At 60.7% G+C, this 23,412-nt stretch carries 20 protein-coding genes; 12 read left to right on the forward strand and 8 right to left on the reverse strand.

Annotated features, from left to right (window positions below; all coding sequences use genetic code 11):
* The first annotated feature begins 96 nt into the window (after positions 1-96).
* The 3 genes from CHB87_RS21865 to CHB87_RS08195 all read left to right on the forward strand — a co-directional run bounded on the left by CHB87_RS21865 (position 97) and on the right by CHB87_RS08195 (position 3,299).
* A complete protein-coding gene (locus CHB87_RS21865) occupies positions 97-819 on the forward strand; it encodes a hypothetical protein (RefSeq protein ID WP_142988274.1) in 723 nt (240 codons plus the stop codon).
* On the forward strand, positions 809-1,684 hold the full coding sequence (locus tag CHB87_RS08190) for a CPBP family intramembrane glutamic endopeptidase (RefSeq protein ID WP_176441660.1): 876 nt from the start codon (positions 809-811) through the stop codon (positions 1,682-1,684). The genes CHB87_RS21865 and CHB87_RS08190 overlap by 11 nt, the downstream gene beginning before the upstream one ends.
* Before the next feature lie 190 nt (positions 1,685-1,874).
* A complete protein-coding gene (locus tag CHB87_RS08195) occupies positions 1,875-3,299 on the forward strand; it encodes a dihydrolipoyl dehydrogenase family protein (RefSeq protein WP_089408132.1) in 1,425 nt (474 codons plus the stop codon).
* A 113-nt stretch (positions 3,300-3,412) separates the two neighbouring features.
* Here CHB87_RS08195 and CHB87_RS08200 read toward each other — a convergent pair whose 3' ends face one another.
* Both CHB87_RS08200 and CHB87_RS08205 read right to left on the reverse strand, forming a co-directional pair.
* On the reverse strand, positions 3,413-4,882 hold the full coding sequence (locus tag CHB87_RS08200) for an ATP-binding protein (RefSeq protein ID WP_089407917.1): 1,470 nt from the start codon (positions 4,880-4,882) through the stop codon (positions 3,413-3,415).
* The gene (locus CHB87_RS08205) at positions 4,863-5,543 is read right to left on the reverse strand and encodes a winged helix-turn-helix domain-containing protein (RefSeq protein ID WP_245817883.1); all 681 of its coding nucleotides are present in this window, start codon (positions 5,541-5,543) and stop codon (positions 4,863-4,865) included. The genes CHB87_RS08200 and CHB87_RS08205 overlap by 20 nt, the downstream gene beginning before the upstream one ends.
* Positions 5,544-6,159: 616 nt before the next feature.
* On the opposite strand from CHB87_RS08205, the gene CHB87_RS08215 reads away from it, so the two are divergent.
* The 3 genes from CHB87_RS08215 to CHB87_RS08225 all read left to right on the forward strand — a co-directional run bounded on the left by CHB87_RS08215 (position 6,160) and on the right by CHB87_RS08225 (position 8,669).
* Positions 6,160-7,218 (forward strand): type III polyketide synthase, encoded by a 1,059-nt coding sequence (locus CHB87_RS08215; RefSeq protein ID WP_089407919.1) that lies wholly within the window; start codon positions 6,160-6,162, stop codon positions 7,216-7,218.
* On the forward strand, positions 7,208-7,921 hold the full coding sequence (locus tag CHB87_RS08220) for a methyltransferase domain-containing protein (RefSeq protein WP_245817884.1): 714 nt from the start codon (positions 7,208-7,210) through the stop codon (positions 7,919-7,921). Before CHB87_RS08215 ends, CHB87_RS08220 begins: the two co-directional genes overlap by 11 nt.
* Before the next feature lie 106 nt (positions 7,922-8,027).
* Complete coding sequence (locus CHB87_RS08225; protein WP_089407920.1) at positions 8,028-8,669, forward strand: DUF2306 domain-containing protein; 642 nt, start codon at positions 8,028-8,030, stop codon at positions 8,667-8,669.
* Positions 8,670-8,678: 9 nt separating this feature from the next.
* On the opposite strand, the gene CHB87_RS08230 is transcribed toward CHB87_RS08225, so the two are convergent.
* The gene (locus CHB87_RS08230; protein WP_142988275.1) at positions 8,679-9,524 is read right to left on the reverse strand and encodes a hypothetical protein; all 846 of its coding nucleotides are present in this window, start codon (positions 9,522-9,524) and stop codon (positions 8,679-8,681) included.
* A 159-nt stretch (positions 9,525-9,683) separates the two neighbouring features.
* Between CHB87_RS08230 and CHB87_RS08235 the strand changes: the two genes are divergently transcribed.
* The 4 genes from CHB87_RS08235 to CHB87_RS08250 are packed head-to-tail and all read left to right on the forward strand — an operon-like array spanning position 9,684 to position 13,701.
* Positions 9,684-10,853, forward strand: a complete 1,170-nt coding sequence (locus tag CHB87_RS08235; RefSeq protein WP_089407922.1) for an NAD(P)/FAD-dependent oxidoreductase — start codon at positions 9,684-9,686, stop codon at positions 10,851-10,853.
* Between the two features lie 43 nt (positions 10,854-10,896).
* Positions 10,897-11,460, forward strand: coding sequence for a YceI family protein (locus CHB87_RS08240; protein WP_089407923.1), 564 nt, complete (start codon positions 10,897-10,899; stop codon positions 11,458-11,460).
* A 53-nt stretch (positions 11,461-11,513) separates the two neighbouring features.
* Positions 11,514-12,896 (forward strand): multicopper oxidase family protein, encoded by a 1,383-nt coding sequence (locus CHB87_RS08245; RefSeq protein ID WP_089407924.1) that lies wholly within the window; start codon positions 11,514-11,516, stop codon positions 12,894-12,896.
* Positions 12,889-13,701: a hypothetical protein gene (locus CHB87_RS08250; RefSeq protein ID WP_089407925.1), complete on the forward strand. Its 813-nt coding sequence runs from the start codon at positions 12,889-12,891 to the stop codon at positions 13,699-13,701. Before CHB87_RS08245 ends, CHB87_RS08250 begins: the two co-directional genes overlap by 8 nt.
* A gap of 100 nt (positions 13,702-13,801) precedes the next feature.
* On the opposite strand, the gene CHB87_RS08255 is transcribed toward CHB87_RS08250, so the two are convergent.
* The 3 genes from CHB87_RS08255 to CHB87_RS08265 form a co-directional block, all read right to left on the reverse strand.
* Complete coding sequence (locus CHB87_RS08255) at positions 13,802-15,286, reverse strand: ABC transporter permease (RefSeq protein WP_089407926.1); 1,485 nt, start codon at positions 15,284-15,286, stop codon at positions 13,802-13,804.
* A 349-nt stretch (positions 15,287-15,635) separates the two neighbouring features.
* Positions 15,636-16,010, reverse strand: coding sequence for an RrF2 family transcriptional regulator (locus tag CHB87_RS08260; RefSeq protein ID WP_089407927.1), 375 nt, complete (start codon positions 16,008-16,010; stop codon positions 15,636-15,638).
* A 115-nt stretch (positions 16,011-16,125) separates the two neighbouring features.
* Positions 16,126-16,620: a GNAT family N-acetyltransferase gene (locus CHB87_RS08265; RefSeq protein ID WP_217897022.1), complete on the reverse strand. Its 495-nt coding sequence runs from the start codon at positions 16,618-16,620 to the stop codon at positions 16,126-16,128.
* A gap of 58 nt (positions 16,621-16,678) precedes the next feature.
* Here CHB87_RS08265 and CHB87_RS08270 point away from each other — a divergent pair, with 58 nt between their 5' ends.
* The gene (locus tag CHB87_RS08270; protein ID WP_089407929.1) at positions 16,679-17,473 is read left to right on the forward strand and encodes a TIGR00282 family metallophosphoesterase; all 795 of its coding nucleotides are present in this window, start codon (positions 16,679-16,681) and stop codon (positions 17,471-17,473) included.
* Here CHB87_RS08270 and CHB87_RS08275 read toward each other — a convergent pair.
* On the reverse strand, positions 17,457-18,284 hold the full coding sequence (locus CHB87_RS08275; RefSeq protein WP_176441661.1) for an EAL domain-containing protein: 828 nt from the start codon (positions 18,282-18,284) through the stop codon (positions 17,457-17,459). The two genes, CHB87_RS08270 and CHB87_RS08275, sit on opposite strands and share 17 nt — an antisense overlap.
* A 191-nt stretch (positions 18,285-18,475) precedes the next feature.
* Here CHB87_RS08275 and CHB87_RS08280 point away from each other — a divergent pair, with 191 nt between their 5' ends.
* A complete protein-coding gene (locus CHB87_RS08280; protein ID WP_089408135.1) occupies positions 18,476-21,829 on the forward strand; it encodes a sugar-binding domain-containing protein in 3,354 nt (1,117 codons plus the stop codon).
* A 68-nt stretch (positions 21,830-21,897) separates the two neighbouring features.
* Here the strand turns inward: CHB87_RS08280 and CHB87_RS08285 are convergent, their stop codons facing one another.
* Complete coding sequence (locus CHB87_RS08285) at positions 21,898-23,208, reverse strand: hypothetical protein (protein WP_089407931.1); 1,311 nt, start codon at positions 23,206-23,208, stop codon at positions 21,898-21,900.
* Positions 23,209-23,412 lie beyond the last annotated feature (204 nt).

Raw genomic sequence — 23,412 nt, forward strand, 5'->3', positions numbered from 1 at the left:
GGCGCCAAACAGATTCGGCGGATTTTGACAGACAAGTTTCCACGAAACATCATGTGCTTGCGGACTGGCCAACAGACCTTATTGTTTGGAGCGGAAATGCTCGATGTTCATGCACCACATACATCGCCTCACACATGGCGAGACTTCTTCGTACACATCGCCACAATAGCCGTCGGGCTTCTGATCGCTTTAGGTCTGGAGCAAGCGGTTGAGGCAGTCCATCGCCACCATGAACGTATCCATCTTCTCGACGACCTTCGCCAAGAAGCGCAGGTAAGCGCGCTCGAGATCCATGAAAATAACCAATCCTATCTTGTCGTGGAACGTTGGTACCGCGAAGCACTCCATGCGGCACTCAAGACCACGGACCGCAATGGCTACGTCGTCTTTACTCTTCCAGCACCGAGCACCCCAACATCCGGAGACCCAAGACCACCGGCGGCAGTATGGTCTGCAGCCAAATCCTCGGGACTTGTCAGCGTACTCACACGGGAAGAGATCGAAGATTGGGAGCGAGTCGACTATTTCGCTTCATCCGGGCAGCGCGACTTCGAAGCTTCGCAGGCAGCACTCAAATCTGTTGAGGCTGCCTGTGACCATCTCGGAACCGACTTCACTCCCGGCGCCACCATTCACACGACATTGGCGGGCCGCGACGAATTGACTCGCGCCATGAGTCTGGTTATTGGGTCGCTGCAATCGCTGCGCCACGACAATGACGAGACCATCTCGGCAACAGACTCGGTCCTACATGGAACACACCTCCTCGACCCTGCAAAGCAAGCAGCAACAATACGGGAGAACGCCAATGCTGAATAGCCGCAAGGGCTTCGAGCCCGGCTCAACGGGACTTCTCTCGGCCGGTCGCCATTTGCAAACGCGTGCCGTGCTTTGGGCATTGTTCCTCTTTGCGTTTACCTTTGCCTCGATGCTCGCTTCTGTGTTTGGATCCCGATGGTTGCAACTAAATGGGAATGCGTCTTATCTCCCACCAATTCTTGTACCAGTTGCCGCCTGCTGGATCTATGCCTTGCTGGTGCGCCGGTTCGAGGCGCGCAACGCGTGGGAACTCCACATCGGCTCGAACTTGTTGCCAGAGTTGGCGCTCGGTTTCCTCTTTGGCGGCATCTTCATTACGGCAATGTGGTCCGTATTATGTGGACTGCATCTGTACAAGGCACACCGTGGGCTTTGGACACAATGGTTCTCGGACTTTGTGTTCGATAGCTACATCTCCGCCGTGGTCGAGGAACTTGCGTTCCGTGCCGTCCTGCTAAGGATCTTTGCCAGGCTTTGGGGTGTCCGGACCGCGGTCCTGCTTTCATCGCTCCTCTTTGGACTGGCGCACATCTCTCATGGTTCATGGCTTGGGGTGATAGGAATCGCCGTCAATGGAGGCATCACGATGGCATTACTTTATGTCATTACCGGCCGTCTTTGGATGTCCATTGGAATGCACCTTGGCTATGACTTTGTGGAGACGTCGGTGCTCGGTGTCGCAAGCAATCACGGTCTGCTCTTGAGCGAGACAATGTCGAACGCGCCAGCGTGGCTCACCGGAGGATCGTTTGGTCCAGATGCCGCGGCGCCCGCGATGATTCTGGGCGTAATGATCAATATATGGCTTTGGCACGTAGCATTTGGACCTCGCCACACTCCAACGAGAGTAGTCAAAGTCCTCTGAGATTGATGCGCGACTGCCGCGCCGATATCAAACTGCCACCGGATCTGCCGAAGCTGGGGAGACCAATCACAGTGTTTACATGCACCACAGCCTGGATGACAATCGAGTGCAGGCATCCGCTGACGGCTCGGTCTGTCACAACCTTTTCCATCTCACGCCCATAGGTTTCATCGATCATTCGGAGGACAGTATGACAAGCATCGAAGAGGTCGCAGCGATAGTGCCTGAAGAATTTGATCTCGTCGTACTCGGCAGCGGAGAGGGTTCCAAGTTTCTTGCCTGGACCCTCGCAAGGCAAGGTCAGCGTGTCGCGGTGGTGGAGCATCGCTGGATTGGAGGCTCCTGCCCCAATATTGCATGCCTGCCGAGCAAGAACCTTATACACAGTGCGAAGGTCGCTTCCTACTTTGCACGTGCGGAAGAATTTGGCATTGAGATTCAAGGGTACGGCATCAACATGGCTCGGGTGACAGACCGAAAGCGATCGATGGTGAATGCCCTTGTGGACATCCATATGCGCAACTTCGAGAACAGCGGCGCAGAGCTGATTCTCGGTCACGGACGATTCGTCGGCCCGCGAACAATTCAGGTTGATCTCCAAACTGGGGGGAAGCGTCTATTGCGCGGCGCCAACGTCGTAATAGGAACAGGCACGCATGCGAGCTTGGACATGATCCCCGGCCTCGCCGCCGTGAATCCCTTGACACACATCGAAGCCCTGGAGTTGGAGCAAGTGCCCCCACACCTTTTGATTCTAGGCGGAGGCTACATTGGTCTTGAGTTTGCACAGGCAATGCGCCGGCTAGGCAGTCGTGTTTCCGTTGTCGATCACAATAGAACTCTATTGCACCGCGAGGATCCCGACGTCACATCAGCCATTGAAACTCCTTTTCGGGAAGAAGGAATCGACTTGATTCTCGATGCCGCGGTTCAGAGTGTGACAGGCACATGCGGTCAGGCCGTCAAGATGACCTATCTCCAGGATGACATAGAGCATTCCGTCGATGGCAGCCACATTCTCGTTGCTCTGGGGCGTACACCAAATACCCGTGATATCGGCCTTGATCTCGCTGGCGTCGACGTCAACCAGCGAGGGTACATCGAGGTGGATGAACATCTAAGGACCTCGGCTGACGGCGTATGGGCAAACGGAGATGTAACCGGCGGTCCACAGTTCACGCATGTCGCCTTCGACGATTTCCGCATTTTGCGCGACAATCTTGCCGGGGGCAAACGATCGACCAAAGGAAGGCAGATTCCGTTTTCCCTTTTCACCGACCCTGAGTTGGCACGCATCGGTTTGAGCGAGACTGAAGCCAAGGCCAGGGGTATCGCTTATCGACTCTTCAAAATCCCGATGGCCGCAGATCTCCGCACACGTACGCTGTCGGAGACACGGGGGTTCATGAAGGCGTTGGTCGGAGATGACGATCGCATTCTCGGGTTCACCGTGTTTGGAGTTAGTGGTGGAGAGATTATGTCCGCGGTTCAGATGGCGATGATCGGGAATCTTCCCTACACCGCGATACGGGACGCAGTGCTCGCTCATCCAACTCTCGTCGAGGGACTGGTTGTTCTCTTCTCCTCGACTCCGGAGATTAAGGCCGCTCCCTGACCCCATGCGACTTCGGTCCTGAGCTTGGTAGAACAAGTCGCCTGCTCCTGCGAAAACTTCGGCTTGATTACTCGCGATAAGAAACTTCGCGAGGCGTAAATCCCTTGTGGGCGCTACCCATGGACCAGTGCAAGAGAGCTGGCCTCCTCCTGCCGATGAGCTTCGTACAGCGGGAGCATGACCGTGAGTTGCGCCCCACCCTCATGACGATTCGAGGCAGTTACGCTGCCTCCGTGGACGCGGACAACTGCCTCAACGAAAGCGAGTCCAAGTCCATGTCCACGCGATGCGCGACCCTTCACTCTGCGCTCGAAGAGGTGACGATCGATCCCGGCCTCGAAGCCCGGTCCATCGTCTTGCACGGTCAGCGTAGCCATACGATCGTCCGCTCGGAGCGAAACGCAGACCATACAGGAAGCGGGAAGATGTTTCAGTTCGTTATCCAGCAAATTCGCGACGACACGGTGGAGGAGACCTGGATCGGCCAGGACTTTGATGGAGCCCGCGCTTTGAATCTTAACCCCGATTCCCTTGTCGCTCATGGATGGCTCGTACAGATCGATCATGCTTCTCAGCAGCTCGTCGAGATCGACTTCACTCCGCGAGAGCCGCAGTGCGTCCGCCTTGGCTTCCGCCACATCCAGCGAGGTGTTGAGGAACTCGGTCAGCCGGTCGAGTTCATCGATCGCCGAGCCAATGGACTCGGCGTGATCCTCCGCGTTGCCGTTGGCCAATGCAGTCTCCAGCTTGCCACGAACAGCTGTGAGAGGGCTTTTCAGGTCGTGCGTGAGCGAATCTGTGATGGTGTGCAGTTGATGGACGGTGACCTCGATCCTGTCGAGCATGTTATTCAGCGTGCGGGCCAGATGACCGATCTCATCTCTTCCGCTCGTGTCCGGAACCCTGCTGCTCAGGTCGGACTGGCCGATACGCGATGCTGCTTCTGTAATCTCGCTGACTCGGCCCAGCATCTTTCGCGTTGCATAAAACACGATCACGAAGCCAAGCAGGACCATGGCGCCCCAGAGGGTGAGAAATCGTACCCGAAGATTTCTTAAGACGTGAAGTTCGTCGCGCTCCGATAATCCGAGATAGATGTTGCTGCCATCCTCGATGCTGACGGAGGCAACGCGAAATGGGATGCTGGCGCCTTGGACTTGCACATCGAAGGGCACGTCACGCACCACCCGAGTCGAGCGGATGGCGGCAAGATTTGCCGCGCCATCGCCAGAGCCAACCCAAAGTTTAGCCGGCCCGCTTTCCCCTGCCTGAAGAAAGAACACGGCATCGTTCTCTTCGGCGCCGGATCGCTGACGGTTTGGAACCTCTCGACTGGCAAGCTCCGCCACCTCCCCCACGACCCGGCGATAAAGGCTGTCTTTGGGTGTTCTCGCGGCCACGTCTCCCAGAACCTCGACCTCGCCCGAGAGCCACGCATCGCTCCGCCGCTGGATGTCGTTTGCAACGAAACGGTGTAGCATCGCGAAGACCAGCATCGTTCCAATGGCGAATGCCAGACTCGCCCAGAGGGAGATACGCCACGCCGCGCTTCGCATCGTGGGGTTAGCTGCCTTGAAGAACATATCCGATACCTCGCAATGTCTTGATCAGCGGCTCGCGTCCTTCGGTGTCGATCTTGCCGCGCAGACGATAGATGTGAACATCGACCACATTGGTGTCGGGCTGGAAGCGCATCCCCCAAACTTCAGTCACGAGCATGGAGCGGGACACGACTCTGCCAGCGTTGCGACACAGGTACTCCAGTAGAACGAACTCCTGCGGACTGAGGTTGAGAACCTCATCGCCTCGCGTCGCCCTTCGTCGAAGGACATCGAGTTCCAGATCGCGCACACGCAAACGGTTCGAATCCTCTGCCTGGGGAGCGTTCCGTCTGAGGAGATTACGCATCCTGGCGAGCAGCTCGGCGATCGCGAAAGGCTTCGTCAGATAATCGTCTCCTCCGAGTTCCAGCCCCTTCACGCGGTCGTCCACCGATCGCCTCGCCGAAAGGATGAGCACCGGACTGGTCACGCCGGATCGCCGCAGTTGAAGGATAAGATCGATGCCGTCCTGATCCGGCAGTCCGAGATCGACGATCAAGCCCTGGTAGACGTGCTTCGCCGCAAGGAGAGCGGCGGCCTTTCCATCCTCGGCCGTATGGATCTCGTAGCCCGCGCCCATCAGCGATTGCTTCACAAAGGTTTGAATCTCGAGTTCGTCCTCGACCAGCAGGATTCGCATCATTCCATCCTCGCGTTGCGCTTCAAACGCCCCATCAATCCATCTTCGCCGCTCCGGGCCGGCTCCGCCCAGCAAGTGAGGTGCGACGACGAATCGTTCATCCAGCCGGACAGTTCGTCAAACTGGTTCCTGCCATCATAGAAGCAAAAGAGACGCGGGCAGACGACCCCACCCTTGCACTTCAACAACCAGCCTTGCTGGCCCGTCTATTTCCACCACATGACAAGCCCGGTGCAAGTCGATATCATCGGGGCGAAAGCAGGCTCGGAGAAGAACCGTCGCACGGGAAGTAGATCGGGAGCAGGTGGAACGAGGCCTACGGCAGGAGACTTCGAAGCCGCGCACATGGCTGACTGATGTGTAACGTAGCATGTCGACCGAGGCATTCCATCTCCCCGTATTCTCATGGCATCGTCCATGAACGAATCGTCATCATACCCCTCACGTCAAGGTGCTATCAAAGAAGTAAAGTTCTCGTCTCAACGAGTAGCTATTGATAAAAATACGGAGCCTGCTCTTTCCGGCAGTCGGCAATCTTCGGGAGCGTCGTTCTTTCACAGTTCAGCTTTTCCGCAACATAGGCGACATTTAACCCAACCCGGCTGAGGGCCCTTTGTGCATGACTACGGCTTACCTGAACCGCATCGCCACTGCCGTACCAGAGCACGACGTGCACGACTCCTTCGTTGTCTTTGCGGAGAAGATGCTCGCCGACCCGCGACTCCGCGCGGTCTTCCGCCGCATGGCGAACCGCGCAGACATCGGCCACCGGTATTCATTCCTCGATCCGACGGGTAACGGCCAGTTTTCTTCACACGATGCCAACGAGTTCTATCGTCTTGGAAGTTTTCCTCCCACATCTCAGCGTATGGAGCTGTTCGAGCAGAGCGCTCCCCTGCTGATGCGGAAGGTCGTGGACAAGCTCGCCCTGAGTAACGAGGAGCGAGCTGGAATCACGCACGTGATCGTCACCTGCTGCACCGGGCTTTATGCGCCTGGGCTGGACTTTGAGATCGTCGAGCACCTGGGACTTTCGCCGGGCGTGGAGCGCACGATGGTTGGATTCATGGGATGTTACGCCGCCATCAACGCGCTCAAGCTGGCGCGGCATATCGTGCGCTCCGATCCGAAGGCGAGCGTCCTCATGCTGAACCTCGAGTTGTGTACCCTGCACTTCCAGGAGACGCAGGATCTGGAGCAGATACTTTCTTTTCTGGTCTTTGCCGACGGCGCCGCCGCAAGCCTGATCTCGGCGCGCGAGCAAGGCCTGGCGCTGGACAGCTTCAAGGCTGTGGTCGTGCCCGAGACACGGGGGCTGATCACCTGGAAGATTCGCGGACTGGGTTTCGACATGTTGCTCTCCGGGCAGGTGCCGGTGGCGCTGGGACGTGCGCTGCATGAGGGCGAACTGATGGCTGAGCGCGACGGCATCGATCTCTGGGCGGTGCATCCCGGCGGACGGTCGATTCTGGATGCGGTCGAGAAGGGGCTGGAGCTGCCGCCGGATGCGCTCGCGGCGTCACGAGAGGTCTTGTCGCGCTTTGGCAATATGTCGTCGGCCACGGTGATGTTTGTGTTGGAGAAGATCATGCAGCAGGCGCGTCCCGGCCAGCGTGGCTGCGCCATGTCGTTCGGTCCGGGCCTGACGGCGGAGACGATGCGTTTTCATGTGGCCTAGCGCGGGGATTGACTTCAGTCGACGGGTCTCTCCGCGCGAGCTGCCGGAGCTGATGGATGGAGACTGCAGCTACGAGGATTTTCGCGACTGCCTGCGGAGTCTGGAGAAGGTCAATCGATGGTTGCTGGGCTACCGTCCAACGCTGGCCTGGCTGGACAAACTGCCGCGCGGCCTGCGTGAACCGGTGCATATCGTCGATGTAGGATCTGGCGGCGGCGATCTGCTGCGGCGGATCTCACGACGGGCGCGAAGACGGCAGGTTGCCGTACGGCTCACGGGCATCGATCTGAATCCCCATGCGGCGCGCGCGGCTTCGGAGTCTACCCCCAAAGAGTGCGGGATCGCATGGGTCACCGGCGATGCCATGCTATACCGTCCCGATGAGAAGATCGATATCGTCGTCAGCTCGCTGACGGCTCATCATCTTGAAGATCCGGAGGTCGTGACCTTGTTGCAGTGGATGGAAGCGACCGCGCAGCGAGGCTGGTTTATCAACGATCTGGAGCGGGCTGAATGGAGTTATCGCATGTTCGGCTGGGTGCGGTGGCACCCCATTGTGCAGCACGACGGGCCGGTTTCGTTCCGGCGCGCCTTCCGTAAGGAGGATTGGGTGCGTCTGCTGGCGGGGGCCGGGATATCGCAAGAGGCGGTGACGCTGGAGCGCTGGCGGCCAGGCCGTCTGTGCGTGGGGCGGTGGAAGTGATGACCGCGGATAGGATGCGTCTCGGGAGATCGACAGGTAAGAGGCCGGTTGCATCCGGAGCCAGCCTCGCCTACCCCAGCCCCTCGAAGCGCGGGAGAGACGACTGATGCCAACCGTTCCCCTGCCGGCGGCCAGACCCGCCAACTCCCGGTTCAAGACGATACTCTGGATCTCGCTTGGGATCACGACGCTCTTCGTCTTCATCACGTCCGAGGTTCTCCTCGTCACCGATTATCCGATGTACCATGCCTACCGCCTGCAGGTCATAGCCGACCGCGGGCTACTCATCCCGCACACGCTATGCGGCTCCTTTGCACTGCTGGCCGGTCCTCTGCAGTTCTCGTCGCGCTTCCGTCTCCGCCATCCCAAGCTCCATCGCATCCTCGGCCGGATGTATTTCGTCTCGGTCATTCTTGGCGCTCTCACCGGGATCGCCCTCGCCGCCGGTCGCCCCGGTCTGCCCGGAACCTCGATGCAGGGCGCCGCCTGGATCATCTGTACAACCGCTGCGGTCATAGCCGCTCGTAACCGGCAGATCGCCGTGCATCGTCAGTGGATGGCGCGTTCTTACGCGGTGACGTTTACCTTCGTTTCCAGCCGCGTGCTGAATCTCGTACCTTCCTACTGGAGCCACCTTGGCGACGTCCTGTCGGCGGTTGGGGTGATCGCCTTCACGCTGGCTTCTATCCTCCTGGTCGATCTCGGGCTGAACTGGCGCGAGTTGACCACGCGCCACAAAGAGCGTTGACAGGACAGCCTATTTTCCAAGACTGGTTCCCACCAGGTCCGAGCTGACGACAGGCCCGTAACCGCCGAGCTGCCCCACCATGACCGCGATCGCGGGGTCATCGCCCTCCAGCACCCACACCGAAACATCTTTCGGCTGAAGGCCAATCAATCTCGCAATCACCCTCACGATGCCGCTCAATTCCGGATGAATGCGAAACACCGTCGCCTTGATCGCCTGCCCCTCAAGATAAACCGTCTGCTCGCTCTGCGGCGAGATCACGAGCGGAACCAACCTCCCGCCGCCAACCGGCGCCAGCATCCTCACTCGAAACGGCTTCGTATCGTGCGGTACGTTCAGCAGCACCGTCCCGACAAAGCCATTCGCCAGGTCATTCGGCAGGTCCACATGCTTGCTCTCGAGATGGATATTGCCATTCTTGTCGGTCGTGCGGCTGGTCGCCGTGCCGGTTGCGGCTTCAACCGTGAAGTCGATAGGCTTGGTGAAAAACGGCCCCTTCTGTATGTGTCGGCTACGCACCAACCGAAGCGTACCCCGCTGCGTGAACGTCGTCTCCTCATCGTCGAGCGATCCATCGACAAAACGATAGGTCAGGCGCATCGTCACTTCGTCGCCCTGCACTACCTGCGAAAATTCACCATTGGCGATCGTCCTTCCATCCTCAGAGCGTGCCACCATCGATCGGCGCATCGGCCGTTGCACATGCCTGACGGCAATCGGTTCCGCCGGCAGTGCGATGGCCCAGACAGCCACCATCAAGCCGGCGAAGAGGAAACTGCATCGTCTCAACAAATGTCTCACCCTGACGTTCAGCTTATGTGACGCAATCCGCTGCGAAAAGAGCAGGCTCTCCATCCGCCTGTAAGATGACGATTCGTACAGAATGAACGTTCAACCTGTTTTTTGTACGTCGATGGGAATCCAAAATGACGATTCGTACAGAATGAGCTTTCAACCTGTCTTTTGAACGTCTATCAGGTTTAGATAGAAGCAAAGAAGCTCGCCAGGCATGGATTGAACACTCAGCGGGCCAGGAGCAATAATTTGCAAGATGAAGTTCTCATCCTTGGCGGCGGAGTGGCCGGCTGTGCCGCTTCGATCGCGCTCGCCCGCAAAGGACGCAGTGTAACGCTGATCGAGCGCGAGCCCAGCCCGCGCCACAAGGTGTGTGGAGAGTTTCTGAGCGGAGAGGCCCTGGAGGATCTGCATGCGCTTGGCATCGACGTTGCGTCGCTTGGCGCGGTTCCCCTGAACTATGTGCGACTCGCCGCAGCCAGGCGCGCCGCGGAGGCGCCGCTGCCCTTTCCCGCTGCCTCACTCACCCGCAAGGCGCTCGATACGGCGCTCATCGCCGCAGCCGTCGCGGCGGGAGTGAACGTTCTACGCGGACGCAGCGTGCAGTCGCTCAGTCGCACGACCGGCGGTCTCTGGACGGCCAGGGTCGACGACGGCGCCGTTTACGAAGCCCCAACCGTCTTCCTCGCCACGGGCAAGCACGACCTGCGGGGCCACGCCCGCCCAAAGGATCCTCACCAATGGGTCGCATTCAAAATGTACTACCGGTTGAGCGAAGGTCAGAAGACCGACCTTGCGGACGCCTCCGAGCTGATGCTCTATTCCGGAGGGTACGGCGGTGTTCAACCGGTGGAAGGCGGCGTCGTCAACTTCTGCTGTGTCGTCGAACGTCGGTTATTCGCGCGCGCGGGTCTTCGCTGGGAGGGTCTTCTGCGCAAGATGCAGCAGGATTGTCCTCACCTCGCGATGCGGCTCGAAGGCGCCGAACCGCTGCTTGAAAAACCGATCACCGTCACGCATATCCCTTACGGTTACATCCGCCGCATGACCGAGGATGGGCTCTACTGCATCGGCGATCAGGCAGCCGTCATCCCGTCGTTCACCGGCGACGGTATATCCATCGCCCTGCACACTGCCCGTCAGGCCGCCGCCGCCTATCTGGCTGCGGAGCCGGCGCCGGTCTTTCAGCCAAAACTTCGCTCCGCGATGCTGCCTCAGATGCGCCTTGCCGAAGTTGCCGCGAACGGGCTGAATAACGGACTTGCGCGTGCCGTCCTGCCCTTCTGCCTCAGGGTCTGGCCGGGCGCGATGCGTGTTACGGCCAAGCTCACGCGTGTCACCCAGCCTGCGGCGACTGTCGCGCCGCAGCTCTCCGCCAACTCCATCTAGCGAAGTCGCCTCCGATCCCGGCGGCCGGCTTTTCGGGGTAACTATGAATCCTTACGCCGCCTTGATCCTCGCGCTTCTATCGTCTCCAGCCGCGCTGGCGCAGCACGAGACCTTTGTTGTCCGCCCCGACGCCAGCGAGGTCAGGATCAGGCTGAACACGACGCACGAAGTCGTCAATGGCACGTTCCATGTGCAGTCGGGATCGATCGACTTCGACTCAGCCGCCTCCCGTATCTCAGGCCTCGTCACGGTTGCGGCAGGGAGCGGCAAGACGGGAAACGAGAGTCGCGACAAAAAGATGAAGAAGGATATCCTGAAGGTGGAACAGTTCGCGGCCGTCTCGTTCGCGCCGAAGGCGTACGCGGGACGGATTGCAGTCTCAGGCGACTCCACCATTCAGGTCACTGGCGTCTTCACTCTGCTGGGCACGCCACACGACCTGACGATCCCGATGCAGATACATATCGATGGTTCGAAGGCGACAGCGAAGGGGCAATTTGTCGTTCCCTATGTGCAGTGGGGTCTGAAGAATCCCAGCTTCCTGATCTGGAAGGCTGAGAACGATGTTGGAGTCGAACTCAACTTAGTCGGCGATATTGGAAATTAAGCGGCGGCCTCCAGTCGATCCCTAAAGATAGCTGTTGGAGAAACGGATAAACGATGCGAACCGAGATGCTCTCCCACGCTCTGACCCGCAGACGATTTACGCAGCTTTCGGGCATGGCGGCTGGGGCTCTGGCGATCCCCGAGGCGATTCGCGCTGCGACCACACCGGATGTGTCGCTTGTGATCGCTCCATACACGCTGGAGGCTTCGCCGAAACACCATATCAAGACCCTGGCCTATAACGGTCAGATTCCCGGTCCGCTCTTTCGTATGCGTGAGGGACGACAGCAGGCGGTCGAGATTCGCAACCTGTCCGACCAGCCGGAGGTCGTTCACTGGCACGGACTCTTTCTTCCACCGGCGATCGATGGAGCCATGGAAGAAGGCACGCCTATGATTGCGGCTGGAGCGTCTACACGCTACACCATGACGCCCAGTCCGGCCGGATTCCGCTGGTACCACACGCATACCTTCGCCGGTAAGAATCTCACCAGGGCGCAGTTTGGCGGTCTGCATGGTTTCCTGCTCGTTGAACCGCGCGACAACCCTGCACCGTACGATCGCGAGGTCTTCCTCGCGCTGCATGACTGGCGTGGACAGTTTCTGGGCGGTGACGACGGTTACATGAGTCCGGTCTACGACGTGACGACCATCAACGGCAAGATGCTCGGCTTTGGCGATCCGATCAAAGTGAAGCAGGGCGAGCGCGTGATGATGCACATTCTCAACAGCAGCCCCACGGAGACTCACTGGATCTCACTTTCAGGGCACAGCTTCAAAGTCATCGCACTCGACGGCAACGAGGTTCGCGAACCCCAGACGGTCACGATGCTCCGGCTTGCTCCGGCGGAGCGCGTCTCGGCCATCGTCGAGATGAATCATCCGGGGGTCTGGATACTCGGCGAGGTGCGCAAACACATACAGGCGACGGGCATGGGCATTGTCGTCGAGTACGCCAACTCCACCGGAAAGGCAGTCTGGACGCAGCCGGAAGAACTGATCTGGAGCTATCGGATGTTTGCAAAAGCAGATGAGACCGTGCCCGGCGCAGCGGCAAAGACCCTGGAGTTGGTCTTCGACTCCAGGTTTCAGGGACACGGGAATGAAGAGTTGTGGAGAATCAACGGCCTTCCCTATCCGCAAAATTCAACCCCTGAACATTCTCCCCTGCTCCGGGCGGGAGAACGCTATCGCCTCGTGTTGAAAAACAAGAGCATGGACGACCACCCCATGCACTTGCATCGACACACGTTTGAGATCAGGCGGCTTGAAGATGGTGCCGCAATCGCCGGTCTGCGAAAGGACGTGGTTCTGGTTCAGGCCGGTAAGACCGTCGAGGTTGAGTTCGTCGCCGACAATCCCGGCGATACGCTCTTCCATTGCCACCAGCAGGATCACATGGATCGAGGGTTCATGATGGTGTTCAAGTATGCGTAACGCAGCGTTCCGATGGGCGGCAAAGGCGGCTCTGGCTCTCGCGGCGCTTTTGTCCGTAAGAGTAGCCGCAGCGCAGGGCAACTATGAGATTCAGGTCTACGGCGCGGATACAGTTCCCCCCAGAACCCTGATGACCGAACTGCACTCCAACTACACCATCCAGGGTCAGAAGTACTTCGTGGACGGCGTGATCCCGACCAATCATCAGGAGCACGAGACGCTCGAGCTGACTGAAGGCATCACCAGCTGGTCGGAGATCGGCTTCTACGTCTTCACGAGCGAACAGGATGGTCATGGAGTGCAATGGGTTGGGGATCACATACGTCCGCGCGTGCGCGCACCGGATAGCTGGCATCTCCCCGTGGGGCTCAGCCTTTCCACGGAGGTCGGCTATCAGCGAGCCGTGTACTCACCGGACACATGGACCTGGGAGATCCGCCCCATCATCGACAAGACGCTGGGGCGTTGGTACTTCGCCTTCAATCCAGCGCTGGAGCGCACCTGGCACGGTCCGGACGTCCATCAGGGACTCGGCTTTTCTCCAGGCGTCAAGTTGGGTTACGACTTCACTCGTGTCGTCAGCGGTGGCTTTGAATACTACGCCGACTACGGTCGTTTGGGCGCCTTCGACAACCTGCATACACAGCAGCAGCAGATCTTTTTCGTCACCGATCTGAACACCTCGCCGAAGTGGGAGATCAATATCGGAATTGGCGTCGGTCCAACCGCCGGGACGGACCACCTGATCGTGAAAGGCATTCTCGGCAGACGCTTCGACTGGGGCCACCACACGAGTGTGGAGTAGTCCTCTGCCGCGTAAGCACGGGAGCATGGCAACGACACGGTGGACGAACGCAGGAAAGCCCGGCAGCCGAGCAGGCCGCCGGGCTTTTCTCTCTTGCAGCTTACTCGTGCTTGAGCGCCTTGATCGGCAGAATCTGCGAGGCCTGTCGTGCCGGGTAGTAGCCGAAGAAGATGCCGATCGCCGCCGAGACGCCGAAGGAGATCGTCACCGCCGGGATCGAGATGTTCGTCGACCACTGGACGGTCCTCGCGATCGAGGCAGCGACAAGACAGCCGATCACGATGCCCGCCAGGCCGCCGACCACACTCAGCGTCGTCGCCTCCAGCAGAAACTGCGTCAGCACATCGGCCGAGCGGGCGCCCAGAGCGCGGCGAATGCCAATCTCCTTCGTCCGCTGAGAGACCGACAGCAGCATGATGTTCATCACGCCGATTCCGCCGACCAGCAGGGAGACCGCGGCGATGCTCGTCAGCAGAGCCGACATCGTCGCGCTCGCCTGATCGAGCGTCTTGCCAAGCTGGTCGAGCGTGATCTTCTCCAGTCCGGCCGCATTGCCCATCACGGCGTTCGCGACGTCGGGCCGCATACCGTGCGCCATCGTCTGATGCGCCTCGCCCTTCACGGTGAAGTCGTCCGGATCGTTGGGTCCGATGTGGTGGCGCTGCTCCAGCAGATCCTTCAGGGCCTTCTGCACACGCAGCACGTCGCCGGTCGACTCGGTCGTGACGGCGGCCATCGTGAGGTAGTCCTGGTGCATCAACCGCTGCATCGTCTTTACCGGAACATAGACTGCGTCGAACTGGTCGTCGCCCTGCGCCGGGGTCACCATCCAGCTTCCGCTGCCGATGACGCCGACCACCTTGAACTGCTCGCCCTTCAGCTCGATCATCTTGCCCAGCGGGCTGGCTGCGCCGAACATCTTGGTGGCGACGAACTGTCCGAGCACCACGACGTTCGTGCCGTTCTTCTCGTCGCTCGAGCTGTAGAACTTGCCGAACGGAAAGACCCATCCGCGGCGAATCTTCGGCAGCGAGGTGTCGTCGCCATGCATCGAAGTCACGATGATCTGTCCGCCAAACGGAACCTTCACCGTGTCATGAACGCCGCCCGAGACGTACTGCACGCCCTTGAGCTTGCGCATCGCCTGCACGTCGGCGTCGACCAGCGTCGTCGCGGCGCCGTGGCCCTGGACACCGTCACCCGGACGGCCCAGTCCATGCACCATGCTGCCGCCGCCGCTCGTGTCGGCTTCGCCCTGCACGCGCATCAGGCGCGCGCCCTGGCGGGGATCGTAGGTTGCCGAGACGAGGTGCGGACGGCCCAGCATCGGTTCATACGCCGCGGCCATATTGCCGCCGTTGCCGGAGTCGTTGCCTCGGCTCCAGTTCCCGCCCGTTACGATCAGCATGTTCATGCCGGCGGAGCGGACCTGGTCCTGGATCGACTGCTCGGCGCCGGAGCCCAGCGCGATCATCGTCAGCACAGTCGCCACGCCGATCGTCATGCCGATCATGGTCAGGATCGTCTGCAGCTTGTTCTTCTGCAGCGCCTTGACCGCAATACCCCACGATGTTTTCTGCTTCATGCGTCTCTCCCCTGCGTTGCCGTCGTTTGTGCGCTTCTCGAAACCGTGCCCGTTCGCCGTTGAAGACCGCTGCCGCAAATCCCGCCTGGCGTTCGTGGAATGCGTTCGGGTGAAGATAAGTCTGGATAGCACTATCGTAGACACGAACCTGCAAACGCGGCGCCGCCATGCGCAAAAGCTCTGCGCCGCATAAAGGTGAACAAGAACCGGGATTTTCAAGAGACTTTTCGGAAAGTGCCTGCGTCGAACGAGCCGCGAATGCGGATTTACTGCGCGGGGCGGGAGGCAGCCGCAATTCCCCTGCGCCCCCGGCCCGCATACGATGTTGGAGACACGTAGAGCGGACGGGCTAACTCTTCTTCAGCTTCTTCGCCACCGACGCGATCGTCGTCTCGTTCATCGCTTCGATCGCCTGCTGCCTGGTCTTCTTCAGCACCGCATCCAGCGACTTGTCGCCCACGCTCAACCACTCGCCCGCGACCGCCGCGTACAGATCGCCCAGCCCGATCGACTTCGCCGGCATCTTCAGCTTCGCCCCACCCTGCGGTCCCTTGCGCTGCGAGACGAACCCTGCCTCATGCAGCAGCAGGAAGACCCGCCGCACCATCACCGGACTCTCGTCCAGCGCCTCGCCGATCGCGGCCGAGGTATGGTTCGTATCGGGCTGCTGCGCGAGCACGGACAGCACCCGCAGACTAAGACTGAATCGACCGTTCTGCGCCATCGAGCAACTCTCCTTTGAAAACCAAGGTACGGCATGGAACCACGGTACCGCGTTGAAAGCATTCGGCGCTGGCCGCTATCTGTGACGATAACAGTTACGCTCTAACCGCAAGCTATCACAGGCTGTCTGCCGGCGTCCCCAATCGACCGACGAGACTCTTCGCCATCTCGTTGGTGCTCTTCCAGCCGGAGCGCTCGTAGACCGGCCTACCCATGGGGCTGGCATGCAGCACGGCGTAGTCGATGCCCAGCTTGCGGCTCTCGGCCTCGGCCAGCTCCATCAAGGCCTTCGCCGTTCCTCGGCCACGCTCCTCGGGCGCCACGTAGACGTTCAGGACGTACGCCCGGCGGCCATCCGTGGGATGCTGCGGGTGCGGCGGCCAGTCGAGAATCATCACGCCCGCCCCAGCCACGACAACCCCATCCCGCTCCATCGCCCAGCCGAGGTACGTGCCGTCCTCGATCTTCGGGCGCAGCCAGGCCGCAAACGGCGCGCGCATCGTCTCCAGCGTCCCGGCGTCGATGCCGTTGTTCTGGAACATCCGCTCCCGCTGCAAACGGATCAGCTCCACATCATCGACCGTCATACGACGGGTCACAAGTTCTGCCATGCCACTACTTTACTAGACGAGCCAACCGGAATCGGCTTCAAACTGATAACCTCATACGGTGAATATCCTGTTTGTCGGCGACATCTTCGGCTCGGCCGGACGCCATATCGTACGCGAGCATCTGCCCCACGTCCTTGAGACCTATCAGGTCGACCTTCTCGTCATCAACGGCGAAAACGCCGCTGGCGGCTTCGGCATCACGCCCTCCATCGCCGAGGAGATCTTCGATCTCGGCGCGCACGTCATCACCACCGGAAACCACATCTGGGATAAGCGCGAGATCTTCGAATACATGAAGGTCCCGGCCGATTCGCACGAACGCGGACGCCGCATCCTGCGTCCGGCGAACTACACCAGCACTACGCCCGGTTTCGGCTTCTACCAGGGCCAGCTCGCCGACGGAACGGAATACGCCGTGATGAACCTGCAGGGCCGCGTCTTCATGTCGGCCTGCGACGATCCCTTCCGCAAGGTCGACGAGTTGCTTTCGAAGATCACCGCCAAGGTTATCCTGCTGGATATCCACGCCGAGGCGTCTTCCGAGAAGGTCGCGCTGGGCTGGTATCTCGACGGTCGCGTCACCGCCGTGCTCGGCACCCACACGCATATTCCGACGGCGGACGAGCGCGTTCTGCCTGGCGGCACCGCCTTCCAGACGGATGTAGGCATGTCCGGGCCATACGACTCCGTCATCGGCGTCGAGACCGAGCTGGTGCTGCACCGCTTCCTGACCGGCATGCCCGGTAAGTTCGAGGCCGCCAAGGGCAATCCGAAGATGTGCGCCGCACTGATCGAATGCGACGCCGCCACGGGCCGCGCCTACGCGATCAAACGCATCATGCTGGGAGAGTAATCGGCTCGCACTGCATCCAGGCGCCGATTCTGGGCAGAAGCTGCGCCTGGCTCTTCGCCGATCGCAGCGCCTCCCAGTTCGGCTGGGGCAGCGCGTCGACCTCGGGCCGGGCGAAGAGATAACCCTGCATATAACGGATGCCGATCCGGCGCAGCTTCACATACTCGGCGCGCGTCTCCACGCCCTCGGCCACCATCTCCATCCCCAGCGACTGGCAGACATTGGCGAAGGCGCGCACCAGCTTCTGCCGGGTATCGCAGTGGTCGATCCCCTGCACCAGCGCGCGGTCCAGCTTCAAAATCTGCGGGCGGCACTCCGCCAGCATCGACAGCCCGGCGTAACCCGCGCCGAAGTCGTCCATCGCCGTCGCGAAGCCGGAGTTCTCGTTCTCCGTCATCATCTGGCGAAGAACCTCCGCGCTCACCTTGTGATTCTCCGTCAACTCCAGCACCACGCGATTTCGCGGCATGCCGTGGCGATCGGTCGACTCACGAATGAACGCCGCCGAAAGCGCGCCCTTTTCAATCTCCGGTTCGATATTGATGCATAGCCGTGCATCCGAGTCGAGCAGGCCAAGCTCCAGCGATCGCCGGATCATGTGGTCCGCCGTTGCCAGGTCGAAGCGCCGCCGCATGGCGCTGTCCATGCTCGCGATCAACTCCGGATAGCTGACACCCTGCACGCCGCGCGTCAACGCCTCGTACGCCATGACGGACCGGTTCGCCACGTCGACGATGGGCTGAAAGGCGATCGCGAAGGCGGGAACCGTCGAAAAATCGGGGGACACGGCAGACAGAACTTCGGTGCTCACGGTATGGGCCTCTGATGAAATGAGCAGATCGGAACCTACATCCACTAGGATGCATCACCGTTACCGAAATGGGATAAGCCGGACCTACAACTTCTGGGGGAGGCATGATCCGCCTCGAATACCTGCGTGATATCGTCTTTTGACCGAGTGCCTAGCCAGTGGTCGAACCTTTCGGCTACAATCTGGCAACGATGCCAAACGAGACCTCGCCCACGTCCCAGCTCTCCCGCCGGAGCTTTCTCAAGAGCACGGCCGCCGTCACCGCCGCCAGCGGCTTACTCCCTGCCGTCGCCAGCCTGGCCGAGGCGACGGCGCCTGCGCCGTCCGTGTGGCCCGAGAACGGCACGCTCATCCCCGACGACGGCTGGCATCTCTGGGTCGACCAGCACGCCGAATGGAAGAACGACACGCTCTACCTGCCGGAGGACGTGCGCCCCGGCGGTCCCGGCGACATCGCCAAACTGCCCGTCAACCCGCCCACCGGCGGCTGGTCGGTCCTATCCCCTGCGCACCCCGATACCCTGCCCGTCACGCTGCCGTCGACGGTAGAGCAGCACCTCTGGGGCAAGTTCGGGCAACGTCCTTATACGCCGGACGAGTACCGCTACGCCGCCGACGATCCCATCCCGCAGAACGGCGCCTACCTGGGCGTCTCGTGGTGGTACCGGCCGATTGACATACCCAAGGAGATGCAGGGCAAGCGCATCTTCCTGCACATTCGCGGTGCGCACCTGCGGGCCGAGGTCTATCTGAACGGCAAGCTGGTCGGCTACTCGATCATGGAAGAGCTGCCCTTCGAGGCCGATCTGACCCACGCGGCGAACCCCGGCGGCGAGAACCTGCTGGCCATCCGCATCACCAACCCCTTCGGCCGCTACGACTGGGTCGACGGCTCGAATGCGCAATGGGGAGCGGTGAAGCTGTATCGGTCGCACGGGTTCGGCGGACTGGATCGTGGGATGACGATTCGTGCCGTTCATCCTGCGGTCCATATTCAAGATGCATGGATACTCAACGGCCCCGAAGCCCCACGCACCTCTGAAGATCAATACGTTCTCCACATGAGTCCCGGCCCGAATCAAGCTCATATCCTCGTCCAAAGAAGCGATTCTTCCATCACGTCACGCTCGATCTTTAGTTCGATTGAATTGGAGATTGTCGATCCAGCCGACGGTACGATCATTTCAAAGCCGCGGATCACCCAGGTCCATGAGTCGGATCGTGGTTTGCTCGTTACCGCGCAGTTCGGACAGTACAACGCAAAGCTATGGGATCTGGACAGTCCCAAGCTGTACCACATGAGGATCACCCTTAAGCATCCAGAGACGAAGCTGATCGCCGATACCCGCACCATCCCCTTCGGCTTCCGCACCTTCGCTCCCGTTGGACTCGGCAAGGACGCCTTCTTCCGCCTGAACGGCAAGCGCATCAAGATCTACTCCTCCATCTCCTGGGGATTCTGGGGGATCAACGGCATGTGGCCCACGCCGGAGCTGGCCGAGAAAGAGGTCACACAGGCAAAGAAGCTCGGCCTCAACTGCCTAAACTTCCACCGCAACCTCGCCAAGGAGGACGTGCTCCGCGCGCATGACCGGCTCGGCCTGCTGCGCTACATGGAGCCCGGCGCGGGCAAGCTGGCCATCGGCAAGCTACCCGCCGGAGCCGCCACCAACGCCGCCGGCACCATCATGGAGAAGCCCACCGCGCCCGCCGACAAGTTCGCCCAGCGCTACATGTTCGTCAAGTGCGTGGAGATGGTCAAGGCCTTCCGCTCGCATCCCTCGGTCATCGAATACTGCCTGCAGAACGAGATCGGCGCCGATCTGAAGAACCCCGACACCCTCGCCGTCCTCGCCGCCATGCGTCTTGAAGATCCCTCGCGTTGTATTGTGCTCAATGACGGCTTCGTCGCCCCGCCCCGCAAGGCCGCGCAGGCCTGGTACGAACCCTGGAACGACAAGCTGCACCGCTCCGACGAAGAAGAATGGGGCGGCTGGTGGAACCAGCACCAGGGCGCGGGCGACCAGTGGTACGACGAGTTCTACAAATCGCCCACCGAGTTCACCTACATCTCACCCCACAAAAGTGTCATCACCGAGTTCGGCGAGATGGAGGGCTGCGCCACGCCCGATAACCACTCCCTGATGCTGCACCAGCATGCCGACCCCGTGGGCACAGGCATCGGCCGCCAGCCCGCGAACAAGAGCTACGACCACGTCGACCACGCCGAGATCCTCGCCGCGACCGACAAGTGGCTCGACAAATGGAAGTTCCGCGAGGCCTTCCCCGCCACCGAACAGCTCTGGCTCTCGATCGGCAGGAAGTGCTACGACACGTGGCAGAACTATATGGAGAACGCGCGGATCTCGAACGACCTCGACTTTGCCGTCATCTCCGGCTGGGAGTCGACCTCGATCGAGAACCACTCCGGTATCGTCGATAACCTGCGCAACTTCAAGTCCGACCCAACGCCGATCGCGGCGACGCTCCAGCCCGTCCGCCCGGTCGCGAAGCAACGCAGCATCTGCACCGCGCTCGGCCAACCGGCCGTCTTCGACCTCTTCCTGTTCAACGATACCTCGCAGCCCGCTGGCGGTACGCTGAGTTTCACCGCCGTCACCCCCTCGGGCAAGCTACTGAAGCTCGCCGAGTTCCCCGCTCCCGCGCAGACCCCGGACGTCTCCAGCTACCTCATCCAGGAAGCCTTCGCCACGCCCGCATTGACCGAAGAGGGTATGTACCGTTTCAGGTTCAGCATCAGCTCCAGTCCGCAGGCCACGCAGACGAAGGAGATCTGGGTAGCGGGCGTGCCGCAGTACAAACGCACTCGCATGATCGAGGTCGCCATCTCCGGCATTGCACCGCCGCTGCGCAGGCAGCTCGCCGAGCTGGAGCCGAGGCTCGGCATCCATGTGCAGGACTTCAAGCCGGGCGGCAAGTACGACCTGATCGTCTCATCCGGCCTGACCGCGAAGACCTCGGCGAAGCAGGAGTCGGGCGATACGACCGGTCTCGAAGCGCAGCCCGGCGCGGCGAAGGTCGTTCCCGGACGCAAGCTCGAGCCTGGCGAAGGCCCGGAGGTCGCGCAGACCGGCAAACTCGCCGACGGCATCCTCGAAGCCGTGAAAGCCGGAACGCCGCTGCTCGCGATCCCGCAGGCGGACGCACTCTCCGAAGGCGTCGCCAGGCAGCTCGCCGCAGCCGGAGCCTTCACCTACGCGGGCACGGTCGGCGACTTCCGCGCGCCATGGATGGGCAACTGGTACTTTGTCCGCAAACATCCGCTGTACGACGGGTTACCGCAGGATCAGGCCATGGGAATCCATTACGCGGCGAAGGGCCGCCAGTCGAACGGTCTACTGGTCGATGGCCCGAACGTCGAGATCGTCGCCGGCTACTCGCGCGACCACGACCGCAACATCGGAGCCGGAACGTTCACGACCCGGCTCGGCGCGACGAAGGTGCTCTACCACCGCGTGCCGGAGATGCAGCCGGTGCTGCAACTTCGATTTCTGGCGAACGCGATCCGGTGGCTGATGGCATAGTTGACGATAAACCGCGAAGGCCGCCCCGAATTGAGGCGGCCTTTGCGCTTGCTGCTGGACGCGTACTACTACTTATGGTGTACGGGAGCCTTATGCACCGGAGCGGCCTTCTTCGGCGCCACAATCTCGGCATCGCTCATGATGATCATCAGCGGTTTGGAGGTGTAAGAGGCGTAGGTGCCGGTCAGCGTGACCTTTGCCCCAACCGCTGGCAGCGTCTTCAGGGCCGTCTTCATGTTGAAGGTAAAGTCGGCCGTCTTGGCCTGGACCGCATCGTCCGAAACCGAAACTGTCAGCGAGCTATCCGACGCCGTCACGACCACGGCATCCGGAATCTCGACTGCTTTGCCCTTCACGGTTGCGAAGACCTTATCCGCATCCTCGGGCTTGCCGTACTGGATGATGAATTCCTTATCGCTCAACGCAAGCGTAGCGAGGTCGGGGGTGTCCTTGATCGTCTTGGCGACGATATCCTCGTTTGTCGGCGCAGGCACGATGGAGAAACTGGCCGGTGGGTTGATGCTGGTCTGGACCGCTGCGGTCACGGCCTCATAACCATCTGCGCCACCGTGGTACTTCTTGTAGCAGTAGCTGGCCAGCGGCTGAAGCTGCGGCTTGTAGGCCTCGGGCGCATAGAACGCCGCGCGGGTCGCATACCAGGTGCAGTTGAAGAGATCGGGCGGCGTGGAGCCGTAGTACGCGGTGCCCAGCAGATACGTATCCTGCAATACCTGACCCGGAGTGGTGGTCGCCGCCGGCGGTACGGCGGAGAGTTCAGCCTTGTAGGCGACGATGGCGCCGGCGAAGTCTTTCTTGTTCAGCGCAGCCGCGCCGATGGTGGTGTAAAAGATCGGAGTCGCGGTGGCCTTCAGGGTGTCGTAGTCGGCCTGCGGCATATCCTTGGGCTTGGTCGCGGCCAGACCCTTGGTGGCGAAGCCGGAGGCGGCGTCGAGCGCAGCCTGCTTGGCGGCCGGATCGGTCGCGGCGTCGGCGGTCTGCTTGCGGAAGTAGACCTCGAAGGTCAGTGCGCGCAGATTGTTCGGATCGACCTGCAGCAGACGGTCGGCGGCGTCGATCGTCTTCGCCGGGTCCATGGAGCTGTACGCGATCATCAGACGCTGCAACACATCGGCCTTGACCGCCGACTGCGGGTACGCCTTCAGATAAGCCTCGAGCGCGGGCGCCTGCGTCTGCGGCGTCGTCTGCTTATTTACCGCGTCGTCATAAGCCTTGAACTCCTCCGGCTGCATGGTGACGCCGCCCTGTCCGCCTGAACCAAGGTTGACAGCGGTTTGTGCAAAGGCCAGACCCGAACCGGCCATACCGGTGGCGGAGATTGCAGCGAACGCCAGGAGAGATGCAACGACTACCTTCTTCATTCAAGACTCCTCAGATATTTCTTCTTCACAGCTCTTGCATCTTCGATGTCATTTGGGCCGCAGGTGTAGCCCGCGGTCGGAACTTGTGTGGTGCGGTTGGCCTGACCTCAACGATAGCATTCCGTCGCCTGTACGGAAATCGGCGAGATCAATCGCAGGCAATTTTCCGAAGGTATTGATGCGGATTATAGGAAGGCCGCAGCC

The sequence above is a fragment of the Granulicella rosea genome, assembly GCF_900188085.1.
Lineage (GTDB): Bacteria > Acidobacteriota > Terriglobia > Terriglobales > Acidobacteriaceae > Edaphobacter > Edaphobacter rosea.

What these genes read in the sequence shown, in the direction of transcription:
- CHB87_RS08240 (WP_089407923.1), top strand. Translation starts at nt 10,897, where the DNA reads ATGAATCCTTACGCCGCCTTGATCCTCGCGCTTCTATCGTCTCCAGCC.
- CHB87_RS08250 (WP_089407925.1), top strand. Translation starts at nt 12,889, where the DNA reads ATGCGTAACGCAGCGTTCCGATGGGCGGCAAAGGCGGCTCTGGCTCTC.
- CHB87_RS08205 (WP_245817883.1), bottom strand. Translation starts at nt 5,543, where the DNA reads ATGATGCGAATCCTGCTGGTCGAGGACGAACTCGAGATTCAAACCTTT.
- CHB87_RS08265 (WP_217897022.1), bottom strand. Translation starts at nt 16,620, where the DNA reads ATGGCAGAACTTGTGACCCGTCGTATGACGGTCGATGATGTGGAGCTG.
- CHB87_RS08190 (WP_176441660.1), top strand. Translation starts at nt 809, where the DNA reads ATGCTGAATAGCCGCAAGGGCTTCGAGCCCGGCTCAACGGGACTTCTC.
- CHB87_RS08195 (WP_089408132.1), top strand. Translation starts at nt 1,875, where the DNA reads ATGACAAGCATCGAAGAGGTCGCAGCGATAGTGCCTGAAGAATTTGAT.
- CHB87_RS08230 (WP_142988275.1), bottom strand. Translation starts at nt 9,524, where the DNA reads ATGGAGAGCCTGCTCTTTTCGCAGCGGATTGCGTCACATAAGCTGAAC.
- CHB87_RS08200 (WP_089407917.1), bottom strand. Translation starts at nt 4,882, where the DNA reads ATGTTCTTCAAGGCAGCTAACCCCACGATGCGAAGCGCGGCGTGGCGT.
- CHB87_RS08260 (WP_089407927.1), bottom strand. Translation starts at nt 16,010, where the DNA reads ATGGCGCAGAACGGTCGATTCAGTCTTAGTCTGCGGGTGCTGTCCGTG.
- CHB87_RS08245 (WP_089407924.1), top strand. Translation starts at nt 11,514, where the DNA reads ATGCGAACCGAGATGCTCTCCCACGCTCTGACCCGCAGACGATTTACG.
- CHB87_RS08225 (WP_089407920.1), top strand. Translation starts at nt 8,028, where the DNA reads ATGCCAACCGTTCCCCTGCCGGCGGCCAGACCCGCCAACTCCCGGTTC.
- CHB87_RS08255 (WP_089407926.1), bottom strand. Translation starts at nt 15,286, where the DNA reads ATGAAGCAGAAAACATCGTGGGGTATTGCGGTCAAGGCGCTGCAGAAG.
- CHB87_RS08280 (WP_089408135.1), top strand. Translation starts at nt 18,476, where the DNA reads ATGCCAAACGAGACCTCGCCCACGTCCCAGCTCTCCCGCCGGAGCTTT.
- CHB87_RS08215 (WP_089407919.1), top strand. Translation starts at nt 6,160, where the DNA reads ATGACTACGGCTTACCTGAACCGCATCGCCACTGCCGTACCAGAGCAC.
- CHB87_RS08220 (WP_245817884.1), top strand. Translation starts at nt 7,208, where the DNA reads ATGTGGCCTAGCGCGGGGATTGACTTCAGTCGACGGGTCTCTCCGCGC.
- CHB87_RS08285 (WP_089407931.1), bottom strand. Translation starts at nt 23,208, where the DNA reads ATGAAGAAGGTAGTCGTTGCATCTCTCCTGGCGTTCGCTGCAATCTCC.
- CHB87_RS21865 (WP_142988274.1), top strand. Translation starts at nt 97, where the DNA reads ATGCTCGATGTTCATGCACCACATACATCGCCTCACACATGGCGAGAC.